The 23,832-nt window shown below is 61.9% G+C and carries 25 protein-coding genes and 1 pseudogene; 6 read left to right on the forward strand and 20 right to left on the reverse strand.

What is annotated here, in order from left to right:
• The first annotated feature begins 175 nt into the window (after nucleotides 1-175).
• From MF4836_RS05085 to MF4836_RS05095, 3 genes are all read left to right on the forward strand, one after another.
• The gene (locus MF4836_RS05085; RefSeq protein ID WP_078469427.1) at nucleotides 176-973 is read left to right on the forward strand and encodes a transporter substrate-binding domain-containing protein; all 798 of its coding nucleotides are present in this window, start codon (nucleotides 176-178) and stop codon (nucleotides 971-973) included.
• Nucleotides 974-1,114: 141 nt separating this feature from the next.
• Nucleotides 1,115-2,074, forward strand: coding sequence for an amino acid ABC transporter permease (locus MF4836_RS05090; protein WP_078469428.1), 960 nt, complete (start codon nucleotides 1,115-1,117; stop codon nucleotides 2,072-2,074).
• Nucleotides 2,067-2,801 (forward strand): amino acid ABC transporter ATP-binding protein, encoded by a 735-nt coding sequence (locus MF4836_RS05095; RefSeq protein ID WP_078469429.1) that lies wholly within the window; start codon nucleotides 2,067-2,069, stop codon nucleotides 2,799-2,801. The genes MF4836_RS05090 and MF4836_RS05095 overlap by 8 nt, the downstream gene beginning before the upstream one ends.
• 132 nt (nucleotides 2,802-2,933) lie before the next feature.
• On the opposite strand, the gene MF4836_RS36070 is transcribed toward MF4836_RS05095, so the two are convergent.
• The 11 genes and pseudogenes from MF4836_RS36070 to ubiE all read right to left on the reverse strand — a co-directional run bounded on the left by MF4836_RS36070 (nucleotide 2,934) and on the right by ubiE (nucleotide 11,050).
• The gene (locus MF4836_RS36070; RefSeq protein ID WP_443217280.1) at nucleotides 2,934-3,806 is read right to left on the reverse strand and encodes a methyl-accepting chemotaxis protein; all 873 of its coding nucleotides are present in this window, start codon (nucleotides 3,804-3,806) and stop codon (nucleotides 2,934-2,936) included.
• Nucleotides 3,789-4,850 (reverse strand): annotated as a pseudogene (locus MF4836_RS36075) (methyl-accepting chemotaxis protein); the annotation flags it as partial. The pseudogene MF4836_RS36075 and the gene MF4836_RS36070, both read right to left, overlap by 18 nt.
• A gap of 145 nt (nucleotides 4,851-4,995) precedes the next feature.
• Nucleotides 4,996-5,703 (reverse strand): 16S rRNA (uracil(1498)-N(3))-methyltransferase, encoded by a 708-nt coding sequence (locus MF4836_RS05105; protein ID WP_078469431.1) that lies wholly within the window; start codon nucleotides 5,701-5,703, stop codon nucleotides 4,996-4,998.
• On the reverse strand, nucleotides 5,700-6,494 hold the full coding sequence (gene tatC / locus MF4836_RS05110; RefSeq protein WP_078469432.1) for a twin-arginine translocase subunit TatC: 795 nt from the start codon (nucleotides 6,492-6,494) through the stop codon (nucleotides 5,700-5,702). The genes MF4836_RS05105 and tatC overlap by 4 nt, the downstream gene beginning before the upstream one ends.
• A complete protein-coding gene (gene tatB, locus MF4836_RS05115) occupies nucleotides 6,491-6,928 on the reverse strand; it encodes a Sec-independent protein translocase protein TatB (protein ID WP_078469433.1) in 438 nt (145 codons plus the stop codon). The genes tatC and tatB overlap by 4 nt, the downstream gene beginning before the upstream one ends.
• Before the next feature lie 10 nt (nucleotides 6,929-6,938).
• Nucleotides 6,939-7,220, reverse strand: coding sequence for a twin-arginine translocase TatA/TatE family subunit (locus tag MF4836_RS05120; protein WP_078469434.1), 282 nt, complete (start codon nucleotides 7,218-7,220; stop codon nucleotides 6,939-6,941).
• Nucleotides 7,221-7,247: 27 nt separating this feature from the next.
• A complete protein-coding gene (locus tag MF4836_RS05125) occupies nucleotides 7,248-7,580 on the reverse strand; it encodes a phosphoribosyl-ATP diphosphatase (RefSeq protein ID WP_020299481.1) in 333 nt (110 codons plus the stop codon).
• A 2-nt stretch (nucleotides 7,581-7,582) separates the two neighbouring features.
• Nucleotides 7,583-7,975, reverse strand: a complete 393-nt coding sequence (gene hisI, locus MF4836_RS05130) for a phosphoribosyl-AMP cyclohydrolase (protein ID WP_078469435.1) — start codon at nucleotides 7,973-7,975, stop codon at nucleotides 7,583-7,585.
• A gap of 80 nt (nucleotides 7,976-8,055) precedes the next feature.
• A complete protein-coding gene (gene ubiB / locus MF4836_RS05135) occupies nucleotides 8,056-9,660 on the reverse strand; it encodes a ubiquinone biosynthesis regulatory protein kinase UbiB (protein ID WP_078469436.1) in 1,605 nt (534 codons plus the stop codon).
• Complete coding sequence (locus MF4836_RS05140; RefSeq protein ID WP_078469437.1) at nucleotides 9,657-10,280, reverse strand: ubiquinone biosynthesis accessory factor UbiJ; 624 nt, start codon at nucleotides 10,278-10,280, stop codon at nucleotides 9,657-9,659. The genes ubiB and MF4836_RS05140 overlap by 4 nt, the downstream gene beginning before the upstream one ends.
• The gene (ubiE, locus tag MF4836_RS05145) at nucleotides 10,280-11,050 is read right to left on the reverse strand and encodes a bifunctional demethylmenaquinone methyltransferase/2-methoxy-6-polyprenyl-1,4-benzoquinol methylase UbiE (RefSeq protein ID WP_020299477.1); all 771 of its coding nucleotides are present in this window, start codon (nucleotides 11,048-11,050) and stop codon (nucleotides 10,280-10,282) included. Before ubiE ends, MF4836_RS05140 begins: the two co-directional genes overlap by 1 nt.
• A gap of 155 nt (nucleotides 11,051-11,205) precedes the next feature.
• Between ubiE and MF4836_RS05150 the strand changes: the two genes are divergently transcribed.
• From MF4836_RS05150 to MF4836_RS05160, 3 genes are all read left to right on the forward strand, one after another.
• Nucleotides 11,206-11,481, forward strand: coding sequence for a polyhydroxyalkanoic acid system family protein (locus MF4836_RS05150; protein WP_078469438.1), 276 nt, complete (start codon nucleotides 11,206-11,208; stop codon nucleotides 11,479-11,481).
• Nucleotides 11,482-11,689: 208 nt separating this feature from the next.
• Entirely contained in the window at nucleotides 11,690-12,112 is a 423-nt protein-coding gene (locus tag MF4836_RS05155) for a phasin family protein (RefSeq protein ID WP_020299475.1), read from the forward strand.
• Nucleotides 12,113-12,122: 10 nt separating this feature from the next.
• Nucleotides 12,123-13,052 carry a phasin family protein gene (locus MF4836_RS05160; protein WP_078469439.1) on the forward strand — a complete coding sequence of 310 codons (930 nt, stop codon included), beginning with the start codon at nucleotides 12,123-12,125 and terminating at the stop codon, nucleotides 13,050-13,052.
• Between the two features lie 116 nt (nucleotides 13,053-13,168).
• Here the strand turns inward: MF4836_RS05160 and MF4836_RS05165 are convergent, their stop codons facing one another.
• The 9 genes from MF4836_RS05165 to argS all read right to left on the reverse strand — a co-directional run bounded on the left by MF4836_RS05165 (nucleotide 13,169) and on the right by argS (nucleotide 23,700).
• Nucleotides 13,169-13,789 carry a TetR/AcrR family transcriptional regulator gene (locus MF4836_RS05165; RefSeq protein WP_078469440.1) on the reverse strand — a complete coding sequence of 207 codons (621 nt, stop codon included), beginning with the start codon at nucleotides 13,787-13,789 and terminating at the stop codon, nucleotides 13,169-13,171.
• A gap of 61 nt (nucleotides 13,790-13,850) precedes the next feature.
• Complete coding sequence (phaC, locus tag MF4836_RS05170; protein WP_078469441.1) at nucleotides 13,851-15,533, reverse strand: class II poly(R)-hydroxyalkanoic acid synthase; 1,683 nt, start codon at nucleotides 15,531-15,533, stop codon at nucleotides 13,851-13,853.
• 107 nt (nucleotides 15,534-15,640) lie between these two features.
• Complete coding sequence (gene phaZ / locus MF4836_RS05175; protein WP_078469442.1) at nucleotides 15,641-16,498, reverse strand: poly(3-hydroxyalkanoate) depolymerase; 858 nt, start codon at nucleotides 16,496-16,498, stop codon at nucleotides 15,641-15,643.
• Between the two features lie 137 nt (nucleotides 16,499-16,635).
• The gene (gene phaC / locus MF4836_RS05180) at nucleotides 16,636-18,315 is read right to left on the reverse strand and encodes a class II poly(R)-hydroxyalkanoic acid synthase (protein WP_078469443.1); all 1,680 of its coding nucleotides are present in this window, start codon (nucleotides 18,313-18,315) and stop codon (nucleotides 16,636-16,638) included.
• Between the two features lie 259 nt (nucleotides 18,316-18,574).
• Nucleotides 18,575-18,952, reverse strand: a complete 378-nt coding sequence (locus tag MF4836_RS05185; protein WP_078469444.1) for a gamma-butyrobetaine hydroxylase-like domain-containing protein — start codon at nucleotides 18,950-18,952, stop codon at nucleotides 18,575-18,577.
• 80 nt (nucleotides 18,953-19,032) lie between these two features.
• Nucleotides 19,033-20,370 carry an ATP-dependent protease ATPase subunit HslU gene (gene hslU, locus MF4836_RS05190; RefSeq protein WP_020299468.1) on the reverse strand — a complete coding sequence of 446 codons (1,338 nt, stop codon included), beginning with the start codon at nucleotides 20,368-20,370 and terminating at the stop codon, nucleotides 19,033-19,035.
• 57 nt (nucleotides 20,371-20,427) lie between these two features.
• On the reverse strand, nucleotides 20,428-20,958 hold the full coding sequence (gene hslV, locus MF4836_RS05195) for an ATP-dependent protease subunit HslV (protein WP_020299467.1): 531 nt from the start codon (nucleotides 20,956-20,958) through the stop codon (nucleotides 20,428-20,430).
• A 305-nt stretch (nucleotides 20,959-21,263) separates the two neighbouring features.
• Nucleotides 21,264-21,962: an SPOR domain-containing protein gene (locus tag MF4836_RS05200; RefSeq protein ID WP_078469445.1), complete on the reverse strand. Its 699-nt coding sequence runs from the start codon at nucleotides 21,960-21,962 to the stop codon at nucleotides 21,264-21,266.
• 1 nt (nucleotide 21,963) lies between these two features.
• Nucleotides 21,964-23,700, reverse strand: coding sequence for an arginine--tRNA ligase (argS, locus tag MF4836_RS05205; protein ID WP_078469446.1), 1,737 nt, complete (start codon nucleotides 23,698-23,700; stop codon nucleotides 21,964-21,966).
• Nucleotides 23,701-23,832 lie beyond the last annotated feature (132 nt).

A 23,832-nucleotide genomic window follows, 5' to 3' on the forward strand; every position in this document is an offset into this window, starting at 1 on the left:
GGCCAGCGCACGGGGTTGTCGTGCTGACAAAAAACCTTGTGCAAATGGCCGAGTGCGTTAGCATCGCTCCCGCAAATTCTTGCGCGTGAACGACAACGGCTTGATATCCGGAGATTTTCCGTCCGGCGCCAGTACGCGCAGGCATCACAATAAAATCGGTTCAGGGGACTTGAAGATGAAGAAGTATCTCTCGATGCTGCTGCTCGGCGTCAGCGCCTTGGTGGCAGTCAACGCAGCCCAGGCGGGCGCCATCGACGACGCGGTCAAGCGCGGCACATTGAAAGTCGGCATGGACCCGACCTACATGCCGTTTGAAATGACCAACAAGCGTGGCGAGATCATCGGTTTTGAAGTCGACCTGCTCAAAGCCATGGCCAAGTCCATGGGCGTCAAGCTGGAGATGGTTTCCACCGGTTACGACGGCATCATCCCGGCCCTGCTGACCGACAAGTTCGACATGATCGGCAGCGGCATGACCCTGACCCAGGAACGCAACCTGCGCCTGAACTTCAGCGACCCCTTCATCGTGGTCGGCCAGACCCTGCTGATCCGCAAAGAACTCGAAGGCACTATCAAGTCCTATAAAGACCTGAACAGCGCCGACTACCGCATCACCTCCAAACTCGGCACCACCGGTGAGATGGTCGCCAAGAAGCTGATCGCCAAAGCCAAGTACCACGGTTACGACAATGAGCAGGAAGCGGTGCTCGACGTGGTCAACGGCAAGGCCGACGCCTTTATCTACGACGCCCCGTACAACGTGGTGGCGCTGGGCAAGGTCGGCAACGGCAAGCTTACGTTCCTCGATAAGCCGTTCACCTACGAGCCTCTGGCCTTCGGTCTGAAGAAGGGTGACTACGACAGCATCAACTTCATCAACAACTTCCTGCACCAGATCCACGAAGACGGCACCTACGATCGCATCCATGACAAGTGGTTCAAGAGCACCGAGTGGCTCAAGGACATGGAATAAGCACCCTGTAGCCAAGGCGCTGGTTTTCTTCGGGCCGCTTTGCGGTTCCGCCAGCGCCGTCGCCGCGCCCCGCTCTTTGACCAAGGCAGCATCCCCCTACCGTTGGGGGCTGTCCTTTGATCGCTATGGATTCACCGACCCATGAAGCAGAAAAAAGCCCAGTGGCCCTGGCACATCCTGACCGTACTGGTCCTGATCGGCCTGGCCGGCGCCTTGTATTACGCCACCTCGCTGATGTCTTACGAATGGCGCTGGAACCGCGTACCGCAGTATTTCGTCTACCAGGCTGAAGAGCCCCAGCGCGCCGCGGAGGTTTCCACCGTCAGCCAGCTGGTGCGCAAGGGCGATACGTTCGAGGTCTCCCTGCGCAACGACGGCGGCAACGAGCAGGTGCTGACGGTCGATGCGACCAGCCTGCAAGTGGCCAATGGCGACGATGTGGGCGAAGGCGATGTGATTGGCATGACTTACCACTGGGCGGCCGGGCCGCTGTTGTGGGGGCTGTGGACCACCTTGTGGCTGTCGGTGGTGTCCGGCGTGCTCGGGCTGCTGATCGGCCTGGCAACGGGCCTGTGCCGGCTGTCGAGCAACCCGACCCTGCGTGATCTGTCGACGATTTATGTCGAGTTGGTACGGGGCACGCCGCTGCTGGTGCAGATTTTCATTTTCTACTTCTTTATCGGCACCGTGCTCAATCTGTCCCGGGAGTTCGCCGGGATTGCCGCGCTGTCGCTGTTCACCGGCGCCTATGTGGCGGAAATCATTCGCGCCGGGGTGCAGTCCATTGCCCGCGGGCAGAACGAAGCCGCGCGCTCCCTGGGCTTGAGCGGTGGCCAGTCGATGCGCCATGTGGTGCTGCCGCAGGCGCTCAAGCGCGTGCTGCCGCCGTTGGCCGGACAGTTCATCAGCCTGGTCAAGGACACCTCGCTGGTCTCGGTGATCGCCATTACCGAACTGCTCAAGAGCGGCCGCGAGGTGATCACCACCTCGTTCTCGCCGTTCGAGATCCTGTTCTGCGTGGCCGGTCTTTATCTGTTGATCAACCTGCCGCTGTCGAAAATCGCCAGCCGGCTTGAGCGGAGGCTCGCGCAAAGTGATTGAAGTCCGCGATCTGGTAAAAGTCTTCGACACCCGCGGCCAAGTGGTGCGCGCGGTGGATAACGTCACCACCCAGGTGGCCCGTGGCGAAGTGCTGGTGGTGATCGGCCCGTCCGGCTCCGGCAAATCGACCTTCCTGCGTTGCCTCAATGGCCTGGAGGAATTCGACTCCGGCTCGGTGAGCATCGACGGCCTGCAACTGGCCGACCCCAAGACCGATGTGAACGCCTACCGCCGGGAAGTGGGCATGGTGTTCCAGCACTTCAACCTGTTTCCGCACATGACGGTGCTGGAAAACCTGTGCCTGGCGCAGAAAGTGGTGCGCAAGCGCGGCAAGAAAGAGCGCGAGGCCAAGGCCCTGGCACTGCTGGAAAAAGTCGGTATTGCGCAGAAGGCCAATGAGTTTCCGTCACGTCTGTCCGGCGGCCAGCAGCAGCGCGTGGCGATTGCCCGGGCGCTGGCGATGGAGCCCAAGGTCATGCTGTTCGATGAGCCGACCTCGGCCCTGGACCCGGAAATGGTCGGCGAAGTGCTGGACGTGATGAAAACCCTGGCCCTGGAAGGCATGACCATGGTCTGCGTGACCCACGAAATGGGCTTCGCCCGGGAAGTGGCGGACCGGGTGCTGTTTTTCGACCACGGCAAACTGCTGGAAGACGCCGCGCCGGCCGCGTTCTTCGACGCCCCCCAGGACCCCCGGGCCCAGGCCTTCTTGCGCCAGGTGCTGTAGCCGCTCCTGATTCACTCGGCCCCGAGTGCAACCTGCTGGCAGCGGCTACAAATGTAGCCGCTACCGAGGAACGAGGCTGCGCTGTCCATCCCTGACACACCCGCTCACCTGCTAGGCCATTGCGGCTACCGGTCAGACCCGAAAGCGCCCCACCAGGCTTTGCAGGTGGATGCCCAGGCGCGCCAGTTCGGCGCTGGAGGCGGCGGTTTCTTCGCTGGCGGCGGAGGTCTGCTCGGAAACGTCACGCACGTTCAGCACGCTGCGGTTGATCTCTTCGGCCACGGCGCTTTGCTGCTCGGCGGCGGTGGCGATCTGTTGGTTCATGGCCTGGATCGCCGACACCGTACGGGTGATGTTCTCCAGGGCTCCGCCGGCACGCCGGGTCAGCTCGACGCTGCTTTCGGTCAGGCCACGGCTGTTGTCCATGATGGTTGCCACCTGCTGAGTGCCGCTTTGCAGGCCGACGATAAGCTCCTCGATCTCCTCGGTGGACTTCTGTGTGCGCTGGGCCAGGCTGCGCACCTCGTCGGCCACCACCGCAAAACCACGGCCGGCTTCCCCGGCACGAGCGGCTTCGATGGCGGCATTGAGCGCCAGCAGATTGGTCTGCTGGGCCACGGACTTGATCACATCCAGCACGCTGCCGATCTTGTCGCTCTCGTGCTTGAGGTGGCTCATGGCGTCAGTGGAGTTGCCGACCTCGGTCGCCAGGCGCTCGATCTGGGCGATGGCTTCGCTGACCACCCGATCACCCTCGCGGGCCTGCTGATCGGCAGCCACAGCGGCCTCGGAGGCCTCCTCGGCGTTACGCGCGACCTCTTGCACGGTAGCCGCCATCTCATTCATGGCGGTGGCGACCTGGTCGGTCTCGACTTTCTGGTTATTGACCCCGGCGCTGGTCTGCTCGGTGACGGCCGACAGCTGCTCGGCGGCGCTGGCGATCTGGGTCACGCCATCGCCGATGCCGCCGATCAGCTCGCGCAGGCTCAGAGTCATGCGCTGCATAGCGCCTTGTAGCTGGCCCAGCTCATCACGGCGCTCGACGTTGAGGTTCTGGCTCAGATCCCCCGAGGCGACCCGCTCGGCAGCTTTCAGCGCCTGTTGCAGGGGAATGACGATCTGCCGGGTGATGCTCCACGCGGCGATCAGGCCAAAGAGCAGGGCCAGTGCGGTGACGATGATCAGCGTGTTCCGGGCCTGGGCCGCGTCGCTGTCGCGCTTGAGGGTCTGGGCGCTGGTGAGCTGCTTGCTCAGGTCCATCAGGCGCGTGCCTTGATCGGCCATGCGTTTGAGCGCTGCGGCACTGGCCACTTGCGAGTCACGGAACTCGCTGACGGCGGCGCGATAGCCTTTGAGGGAGTCGGTGGCCTGTTGCAGGTTGGCGATATGTTGCTCCGGCAATCGGCTCGGCAGGCTGGCCAGGTTGCTCAGGGCGTTGTCGATGGCGTCCAGGGCCGGCTGCTCGGCATCGGCCTTGCCGCTGTAGGTGTAGCCACGCACCTGGAAGCGCGCCTGCTGGATCAGCTTGGAAAGATCGATGACGCTGTTGAACTGGGCGACGCTGTCGCCCTGCAGCAGGGATTTCTCGACCTCGGCAACCCGGGCCACGGCGTTGTCCGCGGTGGCCCCGAGTTTGCCGCGGGCGGCCTCACGGCTGTCGGTGGCACGGGTCATGTCGCTGAAAGCGGCCTTGTACTCGCCGACCGCTGCCAGCTGTTGGTCAATCAGGGTCAGGCTGTCGGATTGCTCCAGCATGCCGCGTGCGGTCTGCAAGCCGCTGTCGAGCTGCTTGAGCAGGTCGCTGACCGCCCCCGGGCCTTGTTCGCCGCGGCGCATTTCGTAATCCAGGCGCGCGGCACGCAGGTCCTTGGTCAATTCGTTGAGGCTGGAGATGTAGCCGAGCTTGTCGCCACGCTCGATCACGCTGCCCAGGCCCATCCAGCCGGTGGCGGTGATCAGCAGGGTCAGGAGCAGCACCAGGCCGAAGCCAAAGCCCAGTTTTTTATTGACGCTTACATTCCCCAGGGTTTGGGCGAGCCAGCGGTACATGGTGTGAACTCCCTTTTTTGCCGATTGGGTTTATCCATACGCTATCGGCGGGCACGGGCGTTCCTGTAGGCAACGGCCTGCCGACAATGGCGCAATAGAGGGGGTAGCGCTGGATGCAAGGCGCCGGCGAGCACCTGCTCGAGCCTCAGAACAAGCGGGCGAGCAGGGCGGTGACGGCGGTTTCGACGCGCAGGATGCGTTCGCCGAGCTGTACCGGCTGCAGGCCGGCCTTGCCCAGCAAGTCGATTTCGTAGGGGATCCAGCCGCCTTCGGGGCCGATGGCCAGGGTCACCGGCTCGTCCAGCCCGCGTGGGCAGGCCGGGTAGGGGCCCGGGTGGCCGACCAGGCCTCGCGTGCCTTCAACCAGGCCAGGCAGGCGGTCTTCGACAAAGGGCTTGAAGCGTTTTTCGATCAGCACCTGCGGCAGCACAGTGTCCCGGGCCTGTTCAAGGCCGAGAATCAGCTGTTCGCGAATGGCCGCAGGTTCGAGGAAGGGGGTTTGCCAGAAGCTCTTTTCGACCCGGTAGCTGTTGACCAGGATCAGCCGTGGCACGCCCATGGCGGAAACGGTCTGCAGCACCCGACGCAGCATCTTCGGCCGGGGCAGGGCCAGCACCAGGGTCAGCGGCAGCTTGGCGGGTGGCGACAGGTCGAGGTTGACCCGCAGTTCGGCCTCATGGGCCTCCAGGCGCAGCAGTTCGGCCGAACCCATCGCGCCGTCGATGCGCCCGACCCGCAGGCTGTCACCGACCGCGGCGCGATGCACTTCCTGCATGTGGGTCAGGCGCCGGTCACGCAGGATCACGCGGTCCGGCGCGATGAAATCGGCCTCTTCGAGGAGCAGCAGGTTCACGCCTGGGTCGCTGGCGGCTGGTCGTTGTGATCGTCGGCCGGTTGATCGTCCACGTGGTCGCCACGCTTGCTGATCAGGCTGCCGAACAGGATGCCGATTTCAAACAGCAGCCACATGGGAACGGCCAGCAGCGTCTGCGAGAAAATGTCCGGCGGCGTGAGGATCATGCCGACTACGAAGCAGCCGATGATCACGTACGGGCGGATCTTCTTCAGGTATTTGACGTCGACCACGCCGATCCAGACCAGCAGCACCACGGCCACCGGGATCTCGAAGGCCACGCCAAAGGCGAAGAACAGGGTCATCACGAAATCGAGGTAGCTGGTGATGTCGGTCATCATTTCGACGCCGGCCGGAGTGGCGGCGGCAAAGAACTTGAAGATCAGCGGGAACACCAGGAAGTAGGCGAAGGCCATGCCGGTGTAGAACAGCATGATGCTCGACACCAGCAGCGGCACGGCGATGCGTTTTTCATGCTTGTACAGGCCCGGTGCGATAAAGCCCCAGATCTGATGCAGGATCACCGGGATCGCCAGAAACAGCGAGACCATCATGGTCAGCTTCAGCGGCGTCAGGAACGGCGAGGACACATCGGTGGCGATCATCGTCGCGCCCACCGGCAGGTACTGGCGCAGCGGCGTGGAGACGAAGGTGTAGATCTGCTGGGTGAAGGCGAACAGCCCGGCAAAGATCAGGAAGATCGCCGCGACGCAGCGCAACAGGCGGGTGCGCAACTCGGTGAGGTGCGACACCAGCGGCATGTGTTGGTCGTTTTCCGGAATATCGCTCATGGGGCTCGCGGCGGCAAAGTAGGGTCATGGGGCGCGGGCGTGGCTGGAGCCGCCGCGGCAGGTGCAGGTTCAGTCAGCGTCTGGGGCGTGGCCGGCTCGACGGGGCCGGTCGGTGCTGGCGCCGGGGCGCTGGCCACTGGCGGAGCGGGTTGTTCAGCCACCGCTGGCGGCGGGGTGGCTTCCAGCTGGGTCGGTGCCAGGATCTTCCGCGCTTCCTGCTCCAACGACAGAATGTGTTCGTTGTGCAGTTGCCGGCGAATCTCGTCGGCACCGATTTCCCGTTCAACTTCCTGTTTAATCGCGTTGAAGCTGCGCTTCAGGCGCCCGACCCAGAGACCGGCGGTCCGCGCAGCACCCGGCAGGCGCTCCGGGCCCAGGACCAGCAGGGCCACGAGGCCGACGAGCAGCAGTTCAGAGAAGCTGATACCAAACATTAGTCAGTGCTCACGAGTCTTTGCGGGTCGGCTCTTCGACTTTTTGGGCCTGCACGTCAATGGTGTGCGGTTGGCTCAGCGGCGCGGTGGTGTGTGGTTGCACCGGTGGCACGGGCTGCGCGGTCGGCGGTACCACAGGCTCGGCAGGCTTTTCATCGTCGTTCATGGCCTTGCGAAAGCCCTTGATCGATTCGCCGACGTCAGTACCCAGGTTCTTCAGTTTCTTGGTGCCGAATACCAGTACCACGACAACCAGGATGACGATCCAGTGTTTCCAGTCAAAAATGCCCATGCTGCGTTTTCCTCTCTAAAGTGTGGTTCAGGCGGATGGGCGCGAGGCCTTCTCGGCGTGCCCGGACAAACCGAAGCGACGATCCAGCTCATCGAGAACGGCCTGCGGATGCTGCCCCAGTTGGGCGAGCATGACCATACTGTGAAACCACAAATCGGCGGTTTCGTAGATCACATCGCTGCAGTCGCCACTGATGGCGGCGTCCTTGGCGGCGAGGATGGTTTCGACCGACTCTTCGCCCACTTTCTCCAGAATCTTGTTCAGACCCTTGTGGTACAGGCTGGCGACATAGGAACTGTCGGCCGCGGCCCCTTTGCGCTCTTCCAGCACCTGTGCCAGACGGTTCAGGGTGTCATTCATGTTCAGTGTCCTGCCGAATAAATCGCATGCGGGTCTTTGAGGACCGGTTCGACGGTCTTCCACTCGCCGTTCTCGTGAACGCGGTAGAAGCAGCTATGGCGGCCGGTGTGACAGGCGATGTCGCCGACTTGCTCGACCATCAGGATGATCACGTCGGCGTCGCAGTCCAGGCGCATTTCGTGGAGCTTCTGCACGTGCCCGGACTCTTCGCCCTTGCGCCACAGTTTGCCGCGCGAACGTGACCAGTAAATGGCACGGTTCTCGGCGGCGGTCAGGCCCAGGGCCTCGCGGTTCATCCAGGCCATCATCAGCACGCGCCCGGTCTTGTGATCCTGGGCGATGGCCGGCACCAGGCCGTCAGCGTCCCATTTGATCTCGTCCAGCCAATCTTTCATCTTCGACTCCGACTACCAGGTTCAACCCGATGGTTGCGCCTCGGCGATTTGAACAGTTTGCCAGCCGACTGCGTCACTGGCTATCGGCGAACGACCAGATACAGGCCGACCGCAATCATGATTCCCGCCGGCCAGTGCCCCAGTTCGTGCAACGGGCCACCGACTGCCAGGATCGCGCCGCCGGCCAGATGGGCGCAGCCCAGCAGGCGCAGGAACCAGTCGTCCTTGCGCTGATGCCAGGGCGGCGGCGGGTCCTTGGCGTGGGGTTGGGACATGCGTTCGAGCAGGTCGCGGGTCATGTTGGCCAGGTGCGGCAGTTGTTCGACCTGGCTGTGGAGGTTGCCCAGCAGGGTTTTCGGGCTGACCCGCTCGCGCATCCAGCGTTCGAGGAAAGGCTGCGCGGTGTTCCACAGGTCCAGGTCCGGGTACAGCTGGCGGCCCAGGCCCTCGATGTTGAGCAGGGTCTTTTGCAGCAGCACCAGTTGCGGCTGGACTTCCATATTGAAGCGCCGCGCCGTCTGGAACAGGCGCATCAGCACCTGGCCGAAGGAAATATCCTTTAACGGTTTTTCGAAGATCGGCTCGCACACGGTGCGGATCGCCGCTTCGAATTCGTTGAGTTTGGTTTCCGCCGGCACCCAGCCGGAGTCAATGTGCAACTGGGCCACGCGGCGGTAGTCGCGCTTGAAAAAGGCGAACAGGTTGCGCGCCAGGTAGTCCTGGTCCTCGGGCGTCAGGCTGCCGACGATGCCGCAGTCGATCGCTATGTATTGCGGGCTCCACGGGTTGACGGTGCTGACGAAAATGTTGCCCGGGTGCATGTCGGCGTGGAAGAAGCTGTCGCGGAACACCTGGGTGAAGAAAATCTCCACACCGCGCTCGGCAAGCATCTTCATGTCGGTGCGCTGGTCGGCCAGGGTCGCGAGGTCGGTGACCTGGATCCCGTAGATACGCTCCATCACCAGCACTTTGGGGCGGCACCAGTCCCAGTAGACCTGGGGTACATACAGCAGCGACGAGCCCTCGAAGTTGCGCTTGAGCTGGCTGGCGTTGGCCGCCTCGCGCAGCAGGTCGAGTTCGTCGTAGATGGTTTTTTCGTAGTCGCTGACCACGTCCACCGGGTGCAGCAGGCGTGCGTCGGCCGAGAGTTTTTCCGCAGTGCGGGCCAGGATGAACAGCCACGCCAGGTCCTGGGCGATGATCGGCTTGAGGCCCGGGCGGATGACCTTGACCACCACCTCTTCACCACTTTTGAGCTGCGCGGCGTGCACCTGCGCCACCGAAGCCGAGGCCAGGGGCTCGATATCAAAGCGACTGAAGACGTCGCTGATCTTCTTGCCCAACTGCTGCTCGATCAGCGCCACGGCCTTTTGCGAGTCGAACGGCGGCACGCGGTCCTGCAGGCGCATCAGTTCATCGGCGATGTCTTCGGGGAGCAGGTCGCGGCGGGTGGAGAGAATCTGCCCGAACTTGATAAAGATCGGCCCCAGGTCCTGCAGTGCCAGGCGCAAGCGCGCACCCCGGCTCAGCTCCAGCGGTTTGCGCGGCAGCCAGCGCCAGGGCAGGGCGTAGCGCAGGGCCAGGAGAAACCAGGGCAGGGGCAGGGCAAACAGCAAGTCATCGAGGCGGTAACGAATCACGACGCGCTGGATGCGCAACAAACGGCGGACGGCGAGCAGCTTCATGCGTTATCGCTTGGATCAAGGGATCGGGAAAGGCGCTCGAAGCGCGCCTCAAGACGTTCCAGGTCGAGTTTGATCTGGTCCAGCTCGCTAAACCGGGCTTCGGCTTCGCGCTGGCCTACCAGGGTGCGTGATTCTTCGGCCAGGTATTCACCCAGGTTCTGATTGAGGCTGGCGAACCCTTGCTGATACCAGCGGGCCCGGCTGCGCACATGGCCGCTGAACAGCGAGGTGGTGACCGGGCCAAGCCAGCGCGACAGCTCGTATTCCCAGTCCAGGTCGAGGTCCTGGAGGATCGCCGCCAGTTCCAGGAGCACGCCGCTGTCGCCTTCCAGCTCGACCTCGGGACCATGCAGGATTGTGGTCTTGTCTTTGCTCAGGGCCAGCTTTAGCAGGCTTGAGGCCGGGGCCCGCAAGGTGCAGTCGGCATCGGTGGCCCAGTGCGCGGCCAGCATCAGGCCTTCATCGCTGGGCAGGATAAACAGCTGCAACGCCGGGTTGCGGCAGTCGACCGCGATCACCTTGCCGCTCAGTTGTTGCAGACGCGGCAGGGCCGTGCTGTCGAGGCGCAGCACGCGATTGACGCCGAGTTCGACGCTGGCGAGCAGGCCGCTGAGCAACATCAGGGCTTGATGCCGCGATGCAGGGCGACGATGCCCGCGGTCATGTTGTGGTAGGTCACGCGGTCGAAACCGGCCTCGACCATCATCGATTTCAGGGTTTCCTGATTCGGGTGCATGCGGATCGATTCGGCCAGGTAACGGTAGCTTTCCGAGTCATTGGTGATCAGCTTGCCCATCAACGGCATGAAGGCGAACGAATACGCGTCATAGGCCTTGGACATCAGCGCGTTGGTCGGCTTGGAGAACTCCAGCACCAGCAGGCGGCCACCGGGCTTGAGTACGCGCAGCATCGAGCGCAGGGCGTCTTCCTTGTGGGTGACGTTGCGCAGGCCGAAGGCGATGGTCACGCAGTCGAAATGGTTGTCCGGGAACGGCAGTTTTTCTGCATCGGCCTGGACAAATTCGACATTGCCGGCCACACCGAGGTCCAGCAGACGGTCGCGACCGACCTTGAGCATGGATGCGTTGATATCAGCCAGTACTACCTGGCCGGTCGGGCCAACCAGGTGCGAGAACTTCTTGGTCAGGTCGCCAGTGCCACCGGCGATGTCCAATACGCGGTTGCCGCTGCGTACGCCCGACAGCTCGATGGCAAAGCGCTTCCACAAACGGTGCATCCCGCCCGACAGCAGGTCGTTCATCAGGTCGTACTTGGCGGCTACCGAGTGGAACACCTCAGCGACTTTTTCCGCCTTTTGGCTTTCTGGAACGTTCTTGAAGCCGAAGTGTGTGGTGGGTTCGGCATCGCTGCCTTTGCGCTGATCAGTCATATCGCTGTCACCAAAAGAGAATGCGGGACATTCTAATCCCGGTGGCGGCCTTTGTCTTGGCAAGGCTGAATGTAAGATAGTGCGCCGCCGAGACGTTTTGACGCAGCCACGGTCAAGATGCTTCAGGCAAGTCCCGATAAATCAGGAGTTATTTAATGGCCCGTATTACTGTTGAACGTGCCCATGGCCTGGGCAAGGAAGCAGCCCGTGAAAAGGCTGAGCAACTGGCGCAGAAACTGGCCGACCAATATGGCCTGGAACCCAAGTGGTCGGGCGACACCCTGAACCTCAAGCGTTCCGGAGTCAAAGGCACGGTGCACGTGGGCGAGGAGTTGATCCGGATTGATGTTGAACTGGGCCTGTTGATGTCCGCCATGAGCGGCACCATCAAGTCGGAAATCGAAAAGGCTATGGATAAAGCTCTGGCCTGATTGTCTGTTACAGCAACTGGCTTGCCGGCCATCGCAGGCGTTGCAATGGCGCTGATTGAACACCACCGGTAAGCCAGCACCCCTATCAAGTTGCTTCACTGTTTTGTTGCAGTGGTTAGGGTGCCGATTCTAATTTTTCTCACTACTTTGTGCTTCAGCCCCATTTTCTGTGGGCAGTTCCTCCAACCTTCTGCGCGTGAGGTGCACCATGGCCAAAGTAATTCTGAAGAAAAAAGTTGATGTTTCGTCGACTGCTCTGAGTGAAGTCAAATCCTATGCCCGCAAGATCTGGCTGGCAGGCCTGGGTGCCTACGCCAAGGTCGGGCAGGAAGGCAGCGAGTACTTCCAGGAACTCATCAAGGAAGGTCAAGTTGTTGAAAAGAAGGGCAAAAAAGTTGTGACTGAACAACTTGATGCTGCCAACAGTCAAATCGACAACGTCAAGGGTGATGTCACCAGTCTCAAAGGCAAAGTTGAAGTGCAACTGGATAAAGTCGAAAAGGCTTTTGACACGCGCGTCGCAAGTGCCTTGAATCGCATCGGCATTCCGTCTAAACATGACGTTGAGACACTCTCTGCTAAGCTCGATGAGCTGACGGCATTGCTCGAACGTGTCGCGCGTAAACATTAAGGAGAACGGGATGGCTGGTAAAAAGAATACTGAAAAAGAAGGCAGCTCGTGGATCGGGAAAGTCGAAGACTACTCCCGCAAAATCTGGCTTGCTGGTTTAGGCGTGTACTCGAAGATTGACACTGACGGCAGCAAACTCTTCGAGACCCTGGTCAAAGATGGCGAGAAAGCCGAGAAACTGACTAAAAGTGCGGTCGGCAAGAAAGTTGAATCCGCCAAGGATTCCGCCAGCTCTGCCAAGTCGCGTATCAGTGATGTCAAAGACCGTGCACTGGGCAAGTGGGACGAACTCGAAGGTGCGTTCGACAAGCGTCTGAACAGTGCCATCTCGCGCCTCGGCGTGCCAAGCCGCAATGAGGTCAAGGCCCTGCACAGCAAGGTCGATACCCTGACCAAGCAAATCGAAAAACTCACAGGTGCCAAGGTGGCTCCCGTTGCGGCTAAAACTGCAGCGGCCAAGCCGGCTGCCAAACCCGCCGCCAAGCCACTGGTCAAGGCTGCTGCTAAACCAGCTGCCAAGCCAGCTGCAAAACCTGCCGCCAAGACCGCAGCGGCTAAACCGGCAGCCAAACCTGCCGCCAAGACCGCCGCCGCGAAACCTGCCGCCAAACCCGCGGCCAAACCAGTAGCCGCCAAGCCGGCAGCCAAGCCAGCAGCTAAACCTGCTGCGAAGCCCGCCGCTAAAACAGCCGCCGCCAAACCGGCAGCTGCTGCCAAGCCTGCGGTCAAACCGGCAGCCAAGCCGGCCGCGGCGAAAAAGCCGGTAGCCAAGAAACCTGCTGCGGCCAAACCCGCCGCTCCAAAAGCAGCGGCGCCAAAGCCTGCTGTTGCAGCAAAACCTGCCGCCCCGGTCAGCCCAGCGAACTCCTCGTCGGCTCCGACCCCGGTTGCAACCCCGACTGCCGCGCCAACTCCAGTGACGCCAACCAGTCAAACCTGATCTTTTCAGGTTTTGCAAAAACGCCCGGCCTGCAAAGGTCGGGCGTTTTTGTTGCTGCCCGCCAGGGCTTGAATCCTTGAATGCACTGCTTGCCGGTCAGCACTGCCGACAGTGGCTTATTCATGCTGGTCCAGATACTGGCGTGCCATCTGTTCGGTTGCCATCTTGGCCGGCGGCAGCAAGTGCGGCGCCACCAGCATCATGATCTGGTACACCACCAGCCGCACCTCGCCTTCGCGGTCGAGGATTCGCTGGTAGTCCAGGGAAAACAGCAAGGTCATGGTGATCTGTTCCACCAGTTGGCCCAGGGCCTGGGTGTCGCTGACCAATTGACCGGCCGCCTTGAGTCGGGCCAGCAAGGACGCCAGGGTGCGTTTGAGGGCATTGAGCAGGTTGCGAATGCCCCTGGCCAGTTTCGGCAGGCGCCCGGCCAGGTTCGACAGGTCCTGGAACAGGAAGCGGTAGTGCGCCAGGCGCTCGACGATCAGGTGCAAAAACAGCCAATAGTCTTCTGGAGCCAGCAACGCATCGGCGGGCGGGTCCAGCAAGGGGGTCAGCTCGTTCTGGAAGCGCTCGAACAGGCCCAGGATCAACGGCTCCTTGCCGTGGAAATGGTAGTAGAGGTTGCCGGGGCTGATCCCCATTTCATTGGCAACTTCCATGGTCGAGACATTGGGTTCGCCCTTTTGGTTGAACAATTGCAGGGCACATTCGAGGATCCGGTCGCGGGTTTTCATCCAGTCTTCTTGATTGTTCCGTCAGGCCACGGCCCGCTGGCGGGCGTGGCGCCAGGGTTGTTCAGCGTACGTGCACGTAAGTGCCGGGTGCCGCTTCCATGGGTGGATAGTTCTGGTTGCCGAGGGTCATCTGGGTTTCGCGCTGAACGCCGGAACGTTCCTGAATCCAGCCCAGCCACTGAGTCCACCAACTGCCATCGACGTGCTTGGCGTCGTAGTACCAGGCGCGCGGGTCGCTGCTGAGCTTGGGGTTTTCAACGTAGTTGGCCTTGGGGTTGCTCGGCGGGTTGAGGATGCTCTGCACGTGGCCGCTGTTGGACAGCACGAAGCGCCGCTCGCCGCCCAGCAGCAGGGTCGAGCGATACACCGCGTCCCAGGGCGTGATGTGATCGTTGATCCCGGCCACGCTGAAGCTGTCGACATTGACCTTCTGCAGGTCGATCGGTGTGCCGCAGACCTCCAGGCCCCCGGCATGGCTCAACGGGTTGTGCTTGAAGAAGTCCAGCAGGTCGCCGTGCAGCGCGGCCGGCAGGCGGGTGTTGTCGTTGTTCCAGTAGAGGATGTCAAAAGCCGGTGGCTCTTTGCCCAGCAGGTAGTTGTTGACCCAGTAATTCCAGATCAGGTCGTTGGGGCGCATCCAGGCGAAGACTTTGGCCATGTCCCGGCCGTCCAGCACCCCTTGCTGATAGGAGCGGCGCTTGGCGGCTTCCAGGGTCTGTTCGTCGGCGAACAGGGTTGCCGGGCTGTCCATCTGGCTGTCGAGCAGGCTGACCAGGTAGCTGGCGCTGGACACCCGGCGCAATTGGCGCTTGGCCTGCAAGTGGCCTTGCAGGGCAGCGATGGTCAGGCCACCGGCGCAGGCGCCCATCAGGTTCACTTCGCGGCTGCCGGTGATCGCCCGGCACACATTCATCGCCTCTTCGGCGGCTTCGATGTAGCTGGAAAGCCCCCATTCTCGGTGGCGGATATCCGGGTTGCGCCAACTGATCATGAAGGTCTGCAAGCCGTTTTTCAGGGCGAACTGGACGAAGCTGTTGGCCGGGCTGAGGTCGAAAATGTAGTACTTGTTGATTTGCGGCGGCACGATCAGCAAGGGCTTGGAGTATTGTTTCTCGCTCATCGGCTTGTACTGGATCAGCTCCAGCAGCTCGTTGCGAAACACCACCGAGCCTGGAGTGGTGGCCAGGGTCTTGCCGATCTCGAAAGCCTGTTTGGTGACCTGGCTGGGCAGGCCGTTGTTGTGCAACAGGTCGTCCACCAGATGGCCAAGACCGCGAACCACGCTGTTGCCGCCGGAGTTGAACAGCTCCTTGATCGCCAGCGGGTTGAGCAAGGTGTTGGAGGGGGCGATGGCGTCATTGAGCAAGGTGAAGGCGAAATGCGCGCGGGCGCGGTCGTCGTCGTTCATGCCACTGTCGTCGATCCAGTTCCTGGTCTGCTTTTGCCAACTCAGGTAAGCCTGCAGGCTGCGCCGATAGAAGGGGTTCAGGCTCCAGGTCGGGTCGGCGAACCGACTGTCCTGGGGGTTGGGTTTGTGCAGGGTCTCGCCCAGCAGTACCCGACCCCATTGGCCGCCCAGGGCCAGGGCGTGCCGGGCGCTGTGCAGGGGGTTGCGCAGGCCGTGAGCGGCCACGTTGCGCAGCGTCGACAACAGATCTCGACCGCGCAGGCCGGTGATCGCGCTTTGAGCATTGATAAACGCGGCGGGCGTCGTCAACGAGCCTGTCGCTGGTTTTTCTCGCATGAGTCAACACTCCTTCGTCACCATCAACAAGCACACCAATCCAAGACAGACAACATAGTCGGTCCCGGGCCAACTTGCGCGCGAAGTCCTGTTCGACGTGCGCCTTCTCACGTACCGCTGAAAGGCGTCGGGTGCGGATGCATCACGGCCCGCTGCCGCTCCTCCTGGAGAAATTTCATGATGATCGGTGCAACCGCTTCGGCCCGGGTGATCAGAAACAGATGGCCGTCGTCGATGATGTGCAACTGAGCATTGGGGATGCGCCAGGCGAGCAGGCGCATATTGATCAGCGGGATCAGCGGGTCGTCGTCACCGGCCAGCACCAGGGTCGGCTGATGGATCTTGTGCAGCCAGTGGATGCTGGTCCAGCCCATCCCGGCGAACAATTGCCAGTAGTAGCCCAGTTTGCCCGCCGAACGCACCTTGGCCGCGTGTTCTGCGGCCAGGGACGGATCGCGACGAAAGGCGCCGCCATAGATCATCGGTGCGATGCGAATCACGTGGGAGGGCTGAATGTAGCGCCGTGGACTGGCCATCATCCACAGCACCTTGGGCTTTCCCGGGACCATGAAGGCGCCGGCGGCGGTAGCGGCCAGCACCAGCTTCTTGCAGCGCTCGGGATAGTCGTAGGCGAACTGCTGGGCCAGGGCGCCGCCCCACGACACGCCCACCGCATTGACCTGGCCATAGTCGAGGTAATCGAGCATGCGCGCGGTGAGCTTGGCCAGGCCGGGAAAGCGGTAAGGGTGGCTGGGCGTCGAGGAACCGCCGACGCCTGGCACATCGAACGCGATGACTTCCAGGTCCGGGTCCAGGGCCTGGACGAACGGAAACACCAGCTCCAGGTTGGCGCCGATGCCGTTGAAAATCAGCAGCGGGGTCAAGTGAGGCTTGCCTGGGCGTACGGCGGTGCGGATGGTCTGTCCATCCAGATCGACGGTACGAAATATGAACGGTTGAGGCATGCCTGGACCCTGTGAATTAAACCGCCGGAGCCGCCATCGTGGCTGAATCCGGATGACCCGAGGTGGGTATCCGCCTCGTCGAAAAGTAAGGCTGACGGCACCTCCAGGTGCCGGGTTGGTCATTGCCGGCGGACGGTTTACCGCTCGTGGACATAGGTGCCGGGTGCGGCTTCGGCGGCGGCGAACTTCTTGTTGCCCAGGGCGGTCGGCGACGCTTTCAGCTTGCCCGAGCGCTCGGCCTGCCAGGCCTGCCAGTGCAGCCACCAGGAGTCAGTGTGCTTGGTAGAGTTTTCCTGCCAGTCGTCGGCTTTGTCGGTCATTCCGGTGCCGGTCATGTAACGCGACTTGGGGTTGCCCGGCGGGTTGAGAATGCTCTGGATATGGCCGCTGCTGGACAGCACGAACTCGACATTGCCGCCAAACAGCTGGGCTGACTTGTAGCAGGACTTCCACGGCGTGATGTGATCGTTGGTGCCGGCCAGGGAGAAGATGTCGGCGGTGACTTGTTTCAGATCGATCGGCGTGCCGCACACTTCCAGTGCATTGGGCCGGATCAGTGGGTTGTTTTTGAACATCTCGATCAGGTCGCCGTGGAATGCTGCCGGCAGCCGGGTCGTGTCGTTGTTCCAGAACAGGATGTCGAACACCGGCGGCTCGTTGCCCAGCAGGTAGTTATTGACCCAGTAATTCCAGATCAGGTCGTTGGGGCGCATCCAGGCGAAGACTTTTGCCATGTCGCGCCCTTCCAGGACACCGGCCTGGTAGGAGTGGCGCTTGGCCGCCTCCAGCGTCTGCTCGTCGACAAACAACGCCACATCGCTGTCCAGGGTGGTGTCGAGCACGCTCACCAGCAAGGTCAGGGCGTTGACCTTCTTCTCACCGATCGCGGCGTAGTGCCCGAGCAGGGCGGTGCAGGTAATGCCGCCGGAGCAGGCGCCGAGCATGTTCACGTCTTTGCTGCCGGTGATCGCGGTGACCACATCGACCGCTTCCTTGAGCGCCTCGATATAGGTCGACAGGCCCCACTCGCGCTGGGCCTTGGTCGGGTTGCGCCAACTGATGATAAAGGTCTGCACATTATTGCGCAGGCAGAAGCGCGCCAGGCTTTTGTCCGGGCTGAGGTCGAAGACATAGAACTTGTTGATCTGCGGCGGCACCACCAGCAGCGGACGCTCGTGCACCTGTTCGGTGATCGGGCGGTATTGGATCAATTCCAGCACGTCGTTGCGAAACACCACCGCACCTTCGCTGGTGCCCAGGTTCTTGCCGACCTCGAAGGCGTCCATGTTGACCTGGCTGGGCATGCCGCCGTTGTGCACCAGGTCCTTGGCCAGATGGGACAGGCCGTCGAGCAGACTCTTGCCGCCGGTTTCAAAGAAGCGCTTGACCGCCGCCGGGTTGGCCGCACTGTTGGTCGGGGCCATGGCTTCGGTCATCAGGTTGATCACGAAATGCCCGCGGCTGATGTCTTTGGGTGAGAGGTTACTGTCGTCGATCCAGTCGTGGAGCTCCTTGCGCCACGCCAGGTAGGTTTGCAGGTAACGCTTGTAGAGCGGATTCTGGCTCCAGGCCGGATCATTGAAGCGGCGGTCATCGCCAGCCGGTTGCAATTGCGATTTGCCGAACAGTACGTTTTTCAGTTCAAGACCGAAATGGGTGACGTGCTTGACACTGTGCAGCGGTTGTTTGATGGCCTGGGTGAGCACCATGCGAGCAGAGCCAAGAAGATCCTTTCGACGCAAGCCAATGACCGGATTTAGCCCCAGGGTGTTTTCCGAGGCTTGGGCTTTCAGGTCATCGTTATTCTTGTTACTCATCTACGACGCTCCATTGTCCTGAGACGAGTACCAGACCTGCTGTGTAGTCACACAGCAAAGATGCCAGGTACTACTGCTCGGGTGACCGTTGATTCCACATCGCTGCTTTGTTGCTGCACAAAGCATTGCAGGGAACTTGCCAGCTCCATTGGTTACCCGAGTTTAATTTTTTTCGCAAGCAGGCCAATGCATGGCACTGCGGCCAAGCATTCAAACAGATGAAATTAGAAAATGCGTTCTAATCAGTTGGAGGCTTGAGCTAGAGCATCAGCTTGACGATCGACTCGCTCGGATCGCGGGATTTTCCAGCCGCTTTGAGCTCGGCCAAATAATCGTTCCACAGCGTGTCCTGGCGCACAGCCAGCTGGTACAGGTAGTCCCAGGTGAACAGGCCGCTGTCATGACCGTCGTCGAAGGTCAATTTCAGTGCGTACTGGCCGGCCGGTTCGACCTTGGTCAGGCCGACGTTGATCTTGCCCCATTGCAGGATGGGTTTGCCGTGGCCCTGGACCTCGGCGGAAGGAGAGTGCACGCGCAACAGCTCGGCGGGCAGGTGATAGACCTCGTCCGGCCCATAGGTCAGGGTCAGGGTTTTCGAGGCTTTGTGCAGGTTGATGGCAGTCGGGAGTTTGGTCATGGGGGGCAGCTTAAAGCTGCGAGCTGCAAGCCACAAGATGACCGCGGTCAACTTGCAGCTTGGCGCTCGTCACGGGTCGCTTAAAGAATGTAGCGCGACAGGTCTTCGTTCTGCGCCAATTCGCCGAGGTGGCTGTTGACGTAGGCGGCGTCGATGCGGATCGGCTCTTCGCCATGGGCGCTGGCCAGGTCACCGGCGCTGAACGACACCTCTTCGAGCAGACGCTCGAGCAGGGTGTGCAGGCGGCGCGCACCGATGTTCTCGGTCTTCTCGTTGACCTGCCAGGCGATTTCCGCCAGGCGCTTGATGCCGTCGGGCAGGAACTCGATGGCCAGGCCTTCGGTTTTCAGCAACTCGCGATACTGCTCGGTCAACGAAGCATGGGGCTCGCTGAGGATGCGCTCGAAGTCGCCGGGGGTCAGGGCCTTGAGTTCGACGCGGATCGGCAGCCGGCCTTGCAACTCGGGGACCAGGTCGCTCGGTTTGCTCAAGTGGAAAGCGCCGGAGGCGATGAACAGGATGTGGTCGGTCTTGACCATGCCCAGTTTGGTGTTGACCGTGCAGCCTTCGATCAACGGCAGCAGGTCGCGCTGTACGCCTTCCCGGGAGACGTCGACGCCGCCCGAGTTGCCGCGCTTGGCGACCTTGTCGATTTCGTCGATGAACACGATGCCGTGCTGCTCGACTGCTTCCAGGGCCTTGGCTTTCAATTCTTCATCATTGACCAGGCGCCCGGCTTCTTCGTCGCGCACCAGCTTCAGCGCTTCCTTGACCTTGAGCTTGCGGTTCTTGCGCTTGCCCTTGCCCATGTTGGCGAACAGGCTTTGCAGCTGGTTGGTCATTTCTTCCATGCCCGGTGGCGCGGAGATATCGACGCCGGCGCTTTCCGCCACTTCGATCTCGATCTCCTTGTCATCCAGTTGCCCTTCGCGCAGGCGCTTGCGGAACAGCTGGCGGGTGTTGGAGTCCTGGGCGGGAGCGTCGTCGCTGCTGAAACCCATGCGTGCCGGGGGCAGCAGGGCGTCGAGAATGCGCTCTTCGGCAGCATCTTCGGCGCGATGGCGAACCTTGATGATTTCCTGCTCGCGAAACAGCTTGATCGCGGCATCGGCCAGGTCACGGATGATCGACTCGACATCGCGGCCGACGTAGCCGACTTCGGTGAACTTGGTCGCTTCGACCTTGATGAACGGTGCATTGGCCAACTTGGCCAGGCGGCGGGCGATTTCGGTCTTGCCGACGCCGGTCGGGCCGATCATCAGGATGTTCTTGGGGGTTACTTCAACGCGCAGCTCTTCCGGCAGCTGCATCCGGCGCCAGCGGTTACGCAGGGCGATGGCGACGGCGCGCTTGGCATCGTCCTGGCCGATGATATGGCGGTTGAGTTCGTGGACGATTTCGCGGGGAGTCATGGACATAGTAGTTGGCGGTCCTCAAGCAAGAATAAATACCGTGGCCCTGGGCCTGTACCGGATTTATTCCGCGAGATCCTGCTCCTCAATGGTGATGTTGTGGTTGGTGAATACGCAGATATCGCCGGCGATGCCGAGGGCGGTTTCAACGATTTCCCGGGCCGACAGGTCGGTTTTCTTCAGCAGGGCGCTGGCTGCGGCCTGGGCGAAGGCGCCGCCGGAACCCATGGCGATCAGGCCGTCTTCGGGTTCGACCACGTCACCGTTGCCGGTGATGATCAGGGAAGCGTCCTTGTTGGCCACGGCGAGCATGGCTTCCAGGCGGCTCAGGGAACGGTCGGTACGCCACTCCTTGGCCAGCTCGACAGCGGCGCGGACCAGATGGCCCTGGTGTTTTTCCAACTGGCCTTCGAAGCGCTCGAACAGGGTGAAGGCGTCAGCGGTGGCACCGGCGAAGCCGGCAATGACTTCACCGTGGTACAGGCGGCGCACTTTTTTGGCGTTGCCTTTCATCACGGTATTGCCCAGAGAAACCTGGCCGTCGCCGCCCATGACGACTTTGCCGTGGCGGCGAACTGAAACGATGGTGGTCAAGGGAGAGTCTCCACGCTGCGGGGCGAAAATGCCCTGATGGAAACTCATATGGGGGTGGTGAGAGGTTTTTCAACCGTGGGGCGGGGATAGAGACGAGCGGTGAGACGGGTCTAATGTCACAGAGTGTGACTTGCCAGACAGCGCAGCCGCACGTTGTAGCCGCTGCCGCAGGCGGGAGGGACTGCGTGGCTTTCACTGATGCTCCAGCGGCGGTCCTGATGGCCAGCGCTGCTTCGTGTCTCGGCAGTGGCTACGGGCGAATACGGTGGTGAGGGTATTGAGCCATACCCCCGCCACGGATTGGCTTAGCGGCTTTGGCGCTGTTGCAGCAGCAGGTTGCTGAAGCCGGCGCCGGCCAGTTGTTTCTGTGCGGTGGTCAGTTGCTCGCGGTTGCTGAACGGACCGACCAGCACCCGATACCAGGTCTCGTCCTTGACCGTGCCCGACTCCACGGCCACCGACTGCCCGAGCAGGATGATCTGTGCGCGCACCTTGTCGGCGTCGGCTTCCTTGCGGAACGAGCCCGCCTGCAGGAAGAACTTGGTGACCGCTGCGGCCTTGGCCACGGGCGGTGGCGGCGGCGGGGTGATGCCGGCCAGCGCCGCCTGTGCGCGGGCGGTGTCGATCTTCGCCGCTTCGGCTGGGGTGACCGGAGTGGTGGGAGTGGTCTGCGGCGTCGGCAGGGTTTTCTCCGGCACGGCCTCAGGCGGCACTATCACTTCCGATTCCGGCAGCAGGGTGTAGAAGTCGTATTTCGGCTTCACCGGTTGCTGCGGGCTCGGCGGGGTCTTGTTGGCCTCGGCGATCTTGCTGGCCTTTTGCTGCTCCAGCTTTTCCCGTTTGACGTTGTCGCCCTTGCCTGGCTCCAGCTTCATCAGGAACACGATAAACGCGCCGACGGTCAGGCCGATGGCCAGCCACAGCCAGCCCGGGATCGGTTTCTTCGCAGGAGCTTGGTAACGGCTGGCGCCACGCTTGGGTGCAGGTTTTTTCTTGGCAGCCAACTTACATGCGCTCCAGAGTTTCCAGACCCAGCAGTTCCAGGCCTTGCTTGAGTGTGCGGCCGGTCAGTGCGGCGAGGCGCAAGCGGCTCTGCATCTGAGCCGGGGTTTCGGCGTTCAGGATCGGGCAGTTCTCGTAGAAGCTGGAGAACAGGCCGGCCACATCGTACAGGTAGGTGCAGAGAATGTGCGGCGTGCCTTTTTCGCCAACGCTGTTGAGCACTTCACCGAACTGCGCCAGCTTGGCCGCCAGTTCCTGCTCGTGAGCGGCTTCGAGCACGATCTGCCCTTCGACCTGGCTGAAGTCCTTGCCCAGCTTGCGGAATACGCCAGCGACACGGGTGTAGGCGTACAGCAGGTAAGGCGCGGTGTTGCCTTCGAAATTGAGCATCAGGTCGAAGTTGAAGCTGTAGTCGCTGGTGCGGTGCTTGGACAGGTCGGCGTATTTGACCGCGCCAATACCCACCACGCGGGCGATGTTGCGCAGTTCGTTCTCGGCCAGTTCCGGGTTCTTTTCCTTGACCAGGGTGTAGGCACGCTCCCGGGCTTCGGTCAGCAGGTCGATCAGCTTCACGGTGCCGCCGTCACGGGTCTTGAATGGACGGCCGTCGGCGCCGTTCATGGTGCCGAAGCCCATGTGCTCCATTTCCATCGGGTGGGTCACGAAGCCGGCCTTGCGTGCTACCGCGAACACCTGCTGGAAGTGCAGGGCCTGGCGCTGGTCGACGAAATACAGCGCGCGGTCGGCCTTGAGCACGCCGCTGCGGTAACGCACGGCGGCCAGGTCGGTGGTGGCGTAGAGGTAGCCGCCGTCGGCCTTGACGATGATCACCGGCAGCGGCTCGCCATCAGCGTCCTTGAACTCGTCGAGGAACACGCACTGGGCGCCTTTGCTCTCGACCAGCATGCCCTTGGCCTTGAGGTCATTGACCACGTTGATCAGGTCGTCGTTGTAGGCGCTTTCGCCCATCACGTCGGCCATGGTCAGTTTGACGTTGAGCAGTTCGTAGATCTTCTGGCAGTGGGACAGCGAGATGTCCTTGAACTTGGTCCACAGCGCCAGGCAGTCCGGGTCGCCGGCTTGCAGCTTGACCACCAGCCCACGGGCGCGGTCGGCGAACTCCGCAGACTCGTCGAAGCGCTGCTTGGCGGCGCGGTAGAAGTTCTCCAGGTCCGACAGCTCTTCGCTGGTGATCGGGTTTTCCTGCAGGTAGGCCATCAGCATGCCGAACTGGGTGCCCCAGTCGCCAACGTGGTTCTGGCGGATCACGGTATCGCCGAGGAACTCCAGGACCCGCGCCACGCCGTCGCCGATGATGGTCGAGCGCAGGTGGCCAACGTGCATTTCCTTGGCCAGGTTTGGCGCCGAGAGGTCGACCACCGTGCGTTGTACCGGGCCAGCCTTGCGTACGCCAACCTGCTCATCGGCCAGGGCCGCATCCAGCCGGCTGGCCAGGGCCTGGGTGTTCTGAAAGAAGTTGATGAAGCCTGGGCCGGCAATTTCGGCCTTGGTCACGCTGTCATCGGCCGGCAGCGCGGCGATGATTTTTTCCGCCAGGTCTCGCGGTTTCATGCCGGCCGGCTTGGCCAGCATCATGGCGATATTGCTGGCGAAATCGCCGTGGGTCTTGTCGCGCGTGTTTTCTACCTGGATCGCCGGCGTCAGGCCTTCTGGCAACACACCGTCGTTGACGAGTTGGGTGATGGCTTGCTGGATGAGCTGGCGAATGGTGTCTTTCATGGTCTTCTCTTTCGACCGCAGGCGCGGCGGCGCTTCGATGCGCAGGTGGAAAAACTGGGCATTATCCGTTGCCGGGGCAGGCTTGCCAACCTTCGCACGCCCCGGACGGACGATTAACCGGTGCTGGGGGAG

Source organism: Pseudomonas sp. MF4836 (genome assembly GCF_002018875.1).
GTDB lineage: Bacteria > Pseudomonadota > Gammaproteobacteria > Pseudomonadales > Pseudomonadaceae > Aquipseudomonas.